General features: G+C 68.1%; 10 protein-coding genes and 1 tRNA gene. 4 read left to right on the top strand and 7 right to left on the bottom strand.

From position 1 onward, the window contains the following. Nucleotides 1-78 precede the first annotated feature (78 nt). Nucleotides 79-154, top strand: a tRNA-Ala gene (locus QK444_RS24625). A gap of 127 nt (nt 155-281) precedes the next feature. On the opposite strand, the gene QK444_RS24620 is transcribed toward QK444_RS24625, so the two are convergent. The 7 genes from QK444_RS24620 to QK444_RS24590 all read right to left on the bottom strand — a co-directional run bounded on the left by QK444_RS24620 (nt 282) and on the right by QK444_RS24590 (nt 7548). Next, entirely contained in the window at nt 282-977 is a 696-nt protein-coding gene (locus tag QK444_RS24620; protein WP_282784127.1) for a response regulator transcription factor, read from the bottom strand. Continuing rightward, nucleotides 974-2140, bottom strand: a complete 1167-nt coding sequence (locus QK444_RS24615; protein WP_282784125.1) for a histidine kinase — start codon at nt 2138-2140, stop codon at nt 974-976. Before QK444_RS24615 ends, QK444_RS24620 begins: the two co-directional genes overlap by 4 nt. A 152-nt stretch (nt 2141-2292) precedes the next feature. Then, the gene (locus tag QK444_RS24610; RefSeq protein ID WP_282784124.1) at nt 2293-2589 is read right to left on the bottom strand and encodes a hypothetical protein; all 297 of its coding nucleotides are present in this window, start codon (nt 2587-2589) and stop codon (nt 2293-2295) included. 787 nt (nt 2590-3376) lie between these two features. Continuing rightward, nucleotides 3377-3847 (bottom strand): VOC family protein, encoded by a 471-nt coding sequence (locus QK444_RS24605; protein ID WP_282784122.1) that lies wholly within the window; start codon nt 3845-3847, stop codon nt 3377-3379. Between the two features lie 189 nt (nt 3848-4036). Further along, the gene (locus tag QK444_RS24600; RefSeq protein WP_282784121.1) at nt 4037-4408 is read right to left on the bottom strand and encodes a DUF742 domain-containing protein; all 372 of its coding nucleotides are present in this window, start codon (nt 4406-4408) and stop codon (nt 4037-4039) included. Beyond that, nucleotides 4405-6363: an ATP-binding protein gene (locus tag QK444_RS24595; RefSeq protein WP_282784120.1), complete on the bottom strand. Its 1959-nt coding sequence runs from the start codon at nt 6361-6363 to the stop codon at nt 4405-4407. Before QK444_RS24595 ends, QK444_RS24600 begins: the two co-directional genes overlap by 4 nt. Before the next feature lie 348 nt (nt 6364-6711). Next, complete coding sequence (locus QK444_RS24590; protein ID WP_282784119.1) at nt 6712-7548, bottom strand: helix-turn-helix transcriptional regulator; 837 nt, start codon at nt 7546-7548, stop codon at nt 6712-6714. Between the two features lie 154 nt (nt 7549-7702). On the opposite strand from QK444_RS24590, the gene QK444_RS24585 reads away from it, so the two are divergent. The 3 genes from QK444_RS24585 to QK444_RS24575 form a co-directional block, all read left to right on the top strand. Next, nucleotides 7703-8200 carry an acyl-CoA thioesterase gene (locus tag QK444_RS24585; protein WP_282784117.1) on the top strand — a complete coding sequence of 166 codons (498 nt, stop codon included), beginning with the start codon at nt 7703-7705 and terminating at the stop codon, nt 8198-8200. Continuing rightward, nucleotides 8197-9462 (top strand): hypothetical protein, encoded by a 1266-nt coding sequence (locus QK444_RS24580; RefSeq protein ID WP_282784115.1) that lies wholly within the window; start codon nt 8197-8199, stop codon nt 9460-9462. The genes QK444_RS24585 and QK444_RS24580 overlap by 4 nt, the downstream gene beginning before the upstream one ends. Nucleotides 9463-9665: 203 nt before the next feature. Then, nucleotides 9666-9959 (top strand): alpha/beta hydrolase (locus QK444_RS24575; protein ID WP_282784113.1); only part of this gene is annotated, 294 nt, incomplete at its 3' end.

Below are 9959 nucleotides of genomic sequence, written 5' to 3'. Positions count from 1 at the left end.
CCCACCCGATTTGCCCCCACACCCCCACCCCGTGTAATTTTCATCCGCGCACTCGGAGCACTCCGAGAGCAAACACTCGGGGCTATGGCGCAGCTGGTAGCGCACCACACTGGCAGTGTGGGGGTCAGGGGTTCGAGTCCCCTTAGCTCCACCACAGGTGGCATTGCACGAACCGACTCCTAGGCCACACCGTCCCGGTCGCGGCCCTGACCGCCCGCGAAGTAGACGTCCTCGATCCGGTTGCGGTGAGCTATCCGCCGCTTCGCGAAATCTCCAGCCGCTCAGACCAGTCCGTGCTCGTGGGCGAAGACCACGATCTGTACGCGGTCGCGCAGGCCGAGTTTTCGCAGGATCGCGCCGACGTGGCTCTTCACGGTGGACTCACCGGCGTACAGGAGTTGGGCTATCTCGAGGTTGGAGTGTCCTTTCGCGACCGCGGTGAACACCTCCTGTTCCTTCTCTGTCAGACCGGTATAGGCCGCTGGAACGGGGGTGCGGGAGCGGAATTGGCCATCGAGCAGGATAGCGAGGTCGTGTGGGGCGAGTACGGCGTTGCCGGTGTGGACCGTGCGGACGGCCTCACACAGCATGCGGGGATTGGTGTCCTTGAGCAGGAAACCGCTGGCGCCGTAGCGAATCGCGGTCGCGGCCCGGTCGTCGAGGTTGAAGGTGGTCAGCACCAGCACGCGCAGGGGTTTGGTGCGGCGGGCGGCGCGTTCCGGGGAGAAGAGCTGGCGGGTTGCCTCCACGCCATCCATTTCCGGCATACGGATATCCATCAGGACGACATCCGGCTCGAGTTCGTCGACCAGGCGCAGCGCGTCGAATCCGTCGGCCGCGTGCCCGGCGACCCGCATACCCGGCTGGGCGTCGATGATCACCGCGACGCCGGTGCGGAACAGCTCCTGGTCATCGACCAGGAGTACCCGGATGTCATCGTCGCCGCTCACGGTGGTTTCGCTGGCAGGCTTACTCACGGGGCGAGCCTACGCAAGGGAACCCGGGCGATGACGGTGAAGCGGGGCGTGTTCGGTTCACCGGTGTGCTGATCGCCCCGCGGGCGAATATCGAGCCGCCCGCCCACCGCCTCGACCCGCCGCCGCATTCCTTCGAGTCCTCGCCCATCCGCTCTCGTTTGCGCGGCATCCCCGGGGGTGCGGGAGTTGGTTGTTGCGATCCGCAATTCCTCAGAGGTCCAATGTAATTCGACAGAAACCGGCGTGGCTCGGCTGCCATGCCGCATCGCATTGGTCAGCATTTCCTGCAGCACACGGTAGGCGACCGTGGCCAATTCGGGAGCCAGTGTCCGGGCGTTCCCGATTTCGTCGAAGGTGATCTCGTGCCCGCTGGCACGCACCCCCTCCACCAGGGTGAGCAGCTCGCCCGGTCCGGCATCCGGCGGTTCGGTCGAGGTGAGGACCTGGCGCACATCCTGCAGTGACGAGCGCGCCAGCTTCGCGATCGCGGCCATCGACACCCGCAGCGCATCGGTATCGGCGATGAACTGCGCCGATTCGGCCTGCGCGAGAATCACCGCCAGCGAATGTCCGACCACATCGTGCACATCTCGGGCGAGCTGGGCCTGCCCTTCACGCAGCCGCGCGATCTGTTTGGCCTGCACGCTCTCCTGGTGAGCCAGCTCGGCATCCGCCTCGGCCGTGCGCTGCGCGGCGTGGGAGTGCGTCGCGCGGTCGGAGTAGCGCCGCAGCGCCAGCCCGGCCAGCCAGGAGCCGCCGAAGAGCGTGGTGATCAGGAGCGCAACGTAGACGCCCGAGTTCACCGCCATCGTCCCGAACACCGGAATCGACAGCGCACCCGCCACCTTGGTGGCCGTACCACCCCAGTGCGCGGTACCGAATATCACCGCAGCCCAAGCCATCTCGACCAACAGCACCGGAACTCCCGCGGCCAGCTGAAATGCGAAGGTCAGCCACACCACGGCCAGCGCGGCAGCGGGCCACCGCCGAGTGAGCCCAACCGCCGCCGCGGTGGCGACGACGACGGGCACCACACTGCCGCGATTGGGGAACACGTCGAAGCGGACACTGAGCCACAGCTCGACAATTCCGCCGATGAGCACAACCAGCGCAGCCGTCCCCGCTGGGATCCAGTCACGCCGGCCCTCTCGGATGGCCCTCACCCGACCTCCTGGTAGCGCGGAAGAGATATTCGCAGGCAATCGAACCACGGACGGCGAGGTCCGGTTCCACACCAGCACGGTCGTTTCGCGTGGTGCGGATCGGACCTCCCAACCCGTCGCCCCGCACACCCGCGGGGCCGAGTACGGACAACTCAGTGGTCGTGCACGGCCCGCGAGCCCGCGGTGATGACGGCCGATCGAACCAGCGCGCCGACAACCAGGACAGCCGCACCGAACGACAAGGCGATGAGACCGAGCACCCCGGCCATCTCACCGGAGGCCCCCGCCGCGGAGTTGGCGGTGAAAGCGCCGATCAACAACACCAACGCGGCGACAACGGCGAGACCGCCGCCCACCCATACCGCCCGGAACATGCTGAGCTGCGCACGCGAGGCCACATCGCGCAGGCGCGGAGTACGAACGGGGACGGCGTTGGCACGGGAATTCATGGGTTCTCCTTCGGCTTCATGTGAACGAGTCCCACTGTCGTCGGCCGTCGGCGGCGATACCTCCTCCCGAGGTATCGAACGAGTAGCCACAAGTACCGGTCGAGGTGTACGGAGGTAGTCGACCGCAGCCGCGCGTGGACCACACTGGCGCGCCGACTATCACTACGTCAGCCCTTCCGCCCGGTCCGGGTGTGCTGGGTCGCGGTGGCGGGCGGGGTTGCGGTGTGCGGCCAGCGAACCAGCTCCAGGGTCGCGTGCAGGGTTTCGGATTCGGCAGACTGTCCTCGGCGATCTGATACGACAGCAGCTTTCGCCCACATTGTGGCGCGGGACCACGCGGTACCAGCACCGTGGTCACCGTCGCTATCTCGGTCAGGCGCTCCCGACAGTGGCCGACAACTGTGCGAGAAGCCAGGCGATCAGACCGCCGAGGTCCCGCCGCCTGCTGTGCGGAGGTCGTATAGAACCGGCCTGGAGTGGGGGTCTACCTCGGGCAGTGTGCCGAGGTTGGCCTTGGCGTCGGTGGTGACCACTGTCCGGCGCGTGGCCACTGCTGTGGCGGCAATGATCAGGTCGTGGGCACCGCGTGGCTGGCCTGCCCGGCGGACGTATGCCATCAGCCGGGCGTGTGCGCGTGCGACATCGAGGGTGTGATCTTCGACGGGTGTGGCCGCAATGAATGCGTCGACGAATGCCTTCCGTGCGCCCTGGTGAACTGTCGGACGGGTGGTAACTCCAGCCTCGAACCGCACCGAATGGTGCACATGCTGGCCCGTCAAGCTACCGATCAGTCGATCTGCTCGGCGAGTGCGATGAGGATGCCTGCGGGACCGCGCAGGTAGCACAGGCGGTAGCTGTTCTCGTATTGCACCAGGTCGCCGAGGGGTTCGGCGCCGTGGGGGCGCAGGCGGTCGAGGGTTGCGTCGATGTTATCGACGGCGAACATGATGCGGTGCATGCCGAGGGTGTTGGCCGGCGGGTTCGGGTCGGCGTCTCGGGCTGGGGGTGACTGGTATTCGGTCAGCTCGAGGCGTCCGTGGCCGTCCGGGGTGCGCATCATCGCGATGTCCGTGCGGACTCCCTCGAGTGCGATGAGGCGGTCAACCGAGCTGCCCTCGATGGTCGCCTCGCCTTCCAGCTCGAGTCCGAGCGCGGTGAAGAATGCCGTGGCCGCTGGGAGGTTGTCGACGACGATGGCGATGTTGTCCAATCGCTGAACTGTCCCGGGTTGGCGGTTGTGCGGGTCGGTGTCGCCCATGATGGCTCCCTTCGGGGCGCGCCGCCGGTCAGGCGGCGTGTGTGTTGGCGCTTGGTTCGAACCACTCGGTTGTAGCAGCGGCATCCGGTTGATTCTGTGGATCAGACGGGGAAACCAACCGAAACTCATCGACGCGGCCGCGTTCGGGCGGAATCGGTGGTGTTGGGGTAGCGCCTCGAGCCGAAGGAATTACAGTGCCTGAATCCCCTTCAGTACCGCACGGAGCACGGTGAGGTCATCGGAAGAGCCCGGGCCGACGGCGGGGGCGCGGAAGTCGAGGACGCCGTCACCGATGAGATCGCCGACCAGGATCTTGGTCGCGGTGATCGGCAGGTGCAGCCGGGCGGCGATCTCGGCCACCGAGAGCGGCGATCGCGTCAACTCCACGATGGCGGCGTATTCGGGTTCGTGGCGGCGCAGCCTGCCGAGGCTGGAAGCGACCACCCGGGTGACCATGTCCACATCGGTGCGGCGGGTCTCGGATCGGCCCCGCGTCACCGCGTAGAGCCGCACCACCGGCCCGGCTTCCTCGTCGTACCACGAATCCGGTGAATCGTTCATGTGTACTCGGGCTGCGTCGGAATTCGTTGCTCCCGAACAGGATCGGCAGCGCCCGTATCCGGAGCGGAGGTGGTGAGCGCGTTCGGGATCAGCACGATGGCCTTCACGCCGCCGTAGTCGGATTCCGTGAGCCGCACTGTAATACCGTGGCGGGCTGCCAGTTTCGCGACCACGAACAAGCCGAGCCGGATGTCTCCGGCCAGGGTCGCGACGCTGAAATCCGGTGGCTGTGCCAGCAGCGCGTTGCGGGCGGCCATATCCTCCGCGGTCATGCCGAGGCCCTGGTCGGAGATCTCGATGGCGATTCCCTTGCCGACCAGACCACCGGTGATTTCGACGGGCGACTCCGGTGGGGAGAATGTGGTGGCATTGTCGGCCAGTTCCGCCAGCAGGTGGATGATATCGGTGACGGCGGGTCCGATGATCTGTGTCTCCGGCAGCTTGCGGACGTGAATTCTGGTGTAGTCCAGCGATTCCGCGCCCGCACCGCGAACCACGTCGATCAGCGGCACCGGGTTGCGCCACTTGCGTCCCGGCTGTTCCCCGCCGAGCACGATGAGGTTCTCGGAGTTGCGCCGCGCCCGGGTCGCCAAGTGGTCGAGCTGGAACAGCAATTTCAGCCGGTCCGGTTCCGGTTCCTCCCGCTCGGCCTTGTCGAGCAGGGCAAGTTGGCGGTGCACCACGCCTTGGGACCGGTGGGCGATCTTCACGAACACCGCGTTCACGCCCGCCCGGGTCTTGGCCTCGGCTACTGCGGCGTTGACCGCCGCCCGGTGTGCGCGGTTGAAAGCGTCTGCGACGTGGCCGATTTCGTCGGACCCGAAATCCAATCGGTCGGCGTCCTGATCGAATTCCTCGCCGGCCGAGAGTCGGCGGATCGTCTCCGGCAGTCGTTCGTCGGCCAATTCCAGCGTGTCCCGGCGTAGCCGGCGCAAGCGTGCGATGAACTTGTTGGCCAGCACCAGCGCACCGAGAAAGGCCAGCAGCGCGAGCGAGAGTACGCCCGCCCCGGCGGAAAGCGAGTTCCGCTCGAGCCGATTGCCCCGTTCGGTCGCCTCGAAATGCGCGTCGACGCTTTGGGTTTCCCACAGGTTCAGCAGATCGCGCCGGACCTTGCCCGCGACCTGCTGCCATTCGGTCAGTGTCAGCGGTAGCGGATCGGCGGATTCGCCGGATGTTCGACCGCTGTCGGCGGTGATCGGGCCGCGCTGGATGATCGCGTCCTCCATGGCGCGCAGCCGCTGCCATTCCGTGCTGGCGGTGATCGCCTTCCATTGGTCGAGGTGCGCCCCCCGCAGCACCGACCCGAGGTAGGCGACCTCGCCGCGTCCGTCGCCGATGTATCCGGTCAGCTCCACCAGCAGCTGCGGCGACAGCTCCTCGGTGAGCATCATCAGTGAACCCAAACCGCTGGTCTGCGAGATGGATTCGGCGGCCCGCAGCGCATGCACCGACTTGTACAGTTCGACCGCGATATGGGATTCGGGCGCGACGTCCGCCGAGATCAGCCAGCCGTTGACGATGGCGGCGACCGCCATGCTGTACGCGGTGAACGCGTCCGCGGCCGGGATGGCGCGCGCGTCGATGGCGGCCCGCAGGGCGGGCACCTTCTGGCCGACACCGACCCGGAAGAACCCGTCCTTCAGGTCGGGCCGCAGCTCCGAGAGCGCATTGGCCTGGGCCACCACCGCCGCGTACCCCGCATCGGATTGCTTGCGCGCCGCCGGCAACGCGAATCCGGCCGAGTCGTCCCCGGCCAGGAACAACAGCGAGAGCCGACGCTCCTCCTGGAAGGCCTCGATCATCATGATCGACGGCCCGGAGGTGCCGCGCGCCAGTTCAGCGAACCGATCGGCTTCCCGCCCGCTCTGCACCAGATAGGCGGATCCGCCGACCCCGATCGCGAGCAACGCGATACTCGGAATGAGCACAATGACCAGCACTCTGGTCCGCACGCTGGCAGCCCGCTGCCGCAGTGCCGAGATCTTATGGAGGAATCTGCTGCCGATCACCGAATTCTCGTCTACTCACAGGTCTGGCTATCCGCCAGCGGTGCTCGCAAAGCTAGTCACTGAAACGCCACCCCCGCAACACTTTCGCCGATCAGCCGCATCCGAATTCGTAGGGAGGTCGCTCAACCGGGAGGCCGCCAGGGCGTGCCGGATCACAGCGCCACGTCGGCCGCTCGGCCGCTAGTTCGCGATCTGCGCCAGCATTTCGGGAGGACGACCGCCGCGGCCGTCCGACGCGTCGGGCGAGAACTTCGGATGCGGGGGCCGCACCCAGCGTGCCGCGGAGCGCTCCTAGCGGGCGTGGTCGGGGTGGGTGAGGAGCCGGTCCATGCGTGCGCGGTTGTCGTCGTCGACGGGGGTCCAGACGGTGAGGATGGTTTCGGGGGTGGCGGGTAGTTCCATGCGGGTCAGGGTCAACGCGAGGTCGCCGACCGCGGGGTGGCGGTAGATCATGGTGTGGGTGGGTGGTGCGGCGACGTCGCGGGTGGCCCACAGTCGCGTGAATTCGGGGCTGGCGGTCGCGAGGGCGCGGATGAGGTCGGTCCAGGTGGGGTCGTCGAGGTGGTGGGCGAAGTCGGCACGGAATGAGGCGACCATGTGGGGGAGGCCGGCGTCGCGGTTGACGAAGCAGCGCGCCTCGGCGGGGGTGGTGAACAGTTCCCACAGCACGTTGCGTGAGCCCTCGGGGGCGGTCAGCCGTGGCCACAGCGCGGCCGCGGCGGCATTGTGGCCGAGCAGGTCCCAGCGGGTGTTGATGGCCGCGGCCGGATACCCGGTGATGGCGTCGAGGATGGATTGCAGGGTGGGGGTCAGCGCCCGCGCTCGGGTGGCCGTGGTAGGGATCGGGACCTCGGCCAGTCGGTAGAGGTGGGCGCGTTCCGCGTCGTCCAGGCGTAGCGAGCGTGCGATGGCGTCGAGGATTGCCGCGCCGACGTTGATGGGGCGTCCCTGTTCGAGCCAGGTGTACCAGGTCACCGATACCCCGGCCAGCCCGGCGACCTCCTCGCGCCGCAATCCTGGTGTCCGGCGCCGCAATCCGGGTGCCAGTCCGACCTGGGCGGGGGTGAGGCGGTCGCGGCGGCTGCGCAGGAACGCGGCCAGTTCGGTGCGGCGGGGAGCGGGAGGCACGGCGTACATCATCGGACACACCCGGCGCCGGATGCCAGGCGGTTGCCGGGTGCTGCTGACACCAGTGTCAGCAGTGTCTTGGTACCGGTGCCACGGCCCCGGCAGGCTGCGATTCGCACCATTCGACATTCACCGGATGAGGAGTCCATAGCTCATGACCGAAACAGATACGTGCGCGACGACGTCCGCGCGGCGGAGATCCACATCCGCGGGTGCGGCCGGGACCGACGGTGCGCCTTTCACGTTGCGGTTCGCGGTGCGCAGCTACGAGCTCGACACCAATCACCATCTCGCTTCCACGGTGTATCTGCAGTACGCCGAGCACACCCGCTTCGCGTGCGGGCAGGCCGCCGGGCTGTCACCGCGGCAGCTGCTCGCCGACGGGTTCGGGCCGATCAACCTCGAAACCACCGTCCGCCACCATGCCGAGCTGCGCGCCGACGACCAAGTCGACGTGACGTGTGCGTTCGTGTGGGGGCCGGGCAAGACCCACCGCGTCGAACACGTGCTGACCACACCCGACGGCACCCTGGTCGCCGAGGTCACCAGTGTCAGCGGCCTGCTCGACATGCGGACCCGACGCCTGGTCGCCGACCCGGCTCGGGAACTGCGCGCCCGCGCCACCCACCCCGAGCTACTGGGTCTCGCGTGAGGCCAGGGCTCGACAGCGGCACGAAGCACCGTCTGGGGCTGATCGATCACGGCTTCGTGCCGCGCAAGCTGACCGTCAGCTATGTGGCGATCTGCGCCGGAGAGGTCGATATCGCGCTGCTGCACGATGCCTTTCGGCTGCTGTGTCGCACGTATCCGATGCTGACCGGCACGATCGAGGTCACCGGTGACCAGTGCTGGCTGCGGATTCCCGGCGACGGCACGAGCGCGGCCACCACCGAGGTCGTGGTGGGCTCGATCGCGGACTGGCTCGCGGGCGCGGGGCGCACGCCGCTCGATCCCGCACGCTGCCTGGCGACACTCACCATCGTGTGCGACGGCGCGAGGACCGCGGTCGCGCTGCGGGTGTGTCATGCGATCAACGACGCCACGTTGGGATCGGAACTGCTGGCCGTGCTCTGGCGCATCGCCGCCACGCTGGCCGGGAGCGCCGCGTTCCCCGACGTCACGCCGGTCTACCCGCACAGCCTCGAACACGCCTATCACGCCCGCGGCATGGCCCTGCCCGACCTCGCCGCCCCGGTGGCGGGCCAGGTGCACAGCATCCCGGCCGCCGACCGCGGTGACGGCCCGGGGTTCGCTCCCGTGCCGGGCGGGCGGATCACCTTGTCCCAAGCCGACACCGGCGCGCTGCGCGCACGTGCGCGGGCGTCGGGGACGACGCTGCACGCTCTGCTGTCCGCCGCGATCGTGCGGGCCGAACGCGAGCTGCTCACCGCAACGGCCGGGGATGCCGCCGAATTGCCGATGGTCATGTTTCATCTCGTCGACCTGCGCGGCCACCTGCGTCCCGCGGCACGCTCCGACGAGGTCACCAACGCGTTGGGGTTCGCGTCGACGGTCACCGCGTGCACTCCCGGCGCCGCCCTGAAAACGCTGGCCACGCAGGTGAAGGCGCAGATCGTCGCCGGCATAGCGGGTGGGTCCGCACTGGCGGTGATGCGAGCCGCGGCGGCGGTGGCCGCGCACGGCGGCCCGCGCAAGGGCGTCGGGAACTTCATCACCAACTGGGGTGTGGTGCCCGATCTCGCGGTTCCGGCAGGAATCGAGGTCGTCGACTTCCGCGGCTTCGCCACCTCCGAGCCGGTGAGTTGGGTCGGCTACTTCGTGTCCACCTTCGCCGGTCGGTGCAGCATCGAGCCGGGGTTCTCCCCACGCTTCCACCGTCCCGCACAGATCATGCGACTGCGCGAGTCCCTGCTCGCCAACCTCGGCGAACTGACCCGCGCCGCACTGCCCTGACTCGATCCTGCCACCACGAGAGCCGTTCGGGCACAGCGGTGTTCGTGTGTGGGACCGATGCTCCCGGGGTGCGGGCGCAGCAGCCGGTCGGAGTCCTGGTTGGCAACCGTCCACAGTTACGTTACAGTCACTTGCTGTAACGAAAATCGGTGATCGTTCCGCGGCGAAGCGGGACGACGCCTCTCGTTGAAGGAGAACTTTCCATGAGCAACCACTTCGTCGCCTCGCTCGAGACCGCCCTGGCCTCCCTGGTGGACGGCGCCGACCGAGACGACGACGGGCAGCCCAAGCCGACGGTGGTCCTCGTCCACGGCGCGTTCGCCGACGCCTCGGGCTGGGAGCCGGTCGCGGCGCGGCTGCATCGGCGGGGCTTCCCGGTGATCGCGGTGCCCAATCCGCTGCGCGGCCTGGCTTACGACACCGCTTATCTGCAGGGCCTGCTGGCGGGGGTGGCGGGGCCGAAGATCCTGGTCGGGCACTCCTACGCGGGCGCGGTC

Source organism: Nocardia sp. CC201C (genome assembly GCF_030010695.1).
GTDB classification, from domain to species: domain Bacteria; phylum Actinomycetota; class Actinomycetes; order Mycobacteriales; family Mycobacteriaceae; genus Nocardia; species Nocardia otitidiscaviarum.
Note: the sequence above shows the minus strand (reverse complement) of the source record. Positions and strands in the feature narration are given on the sequence as shown.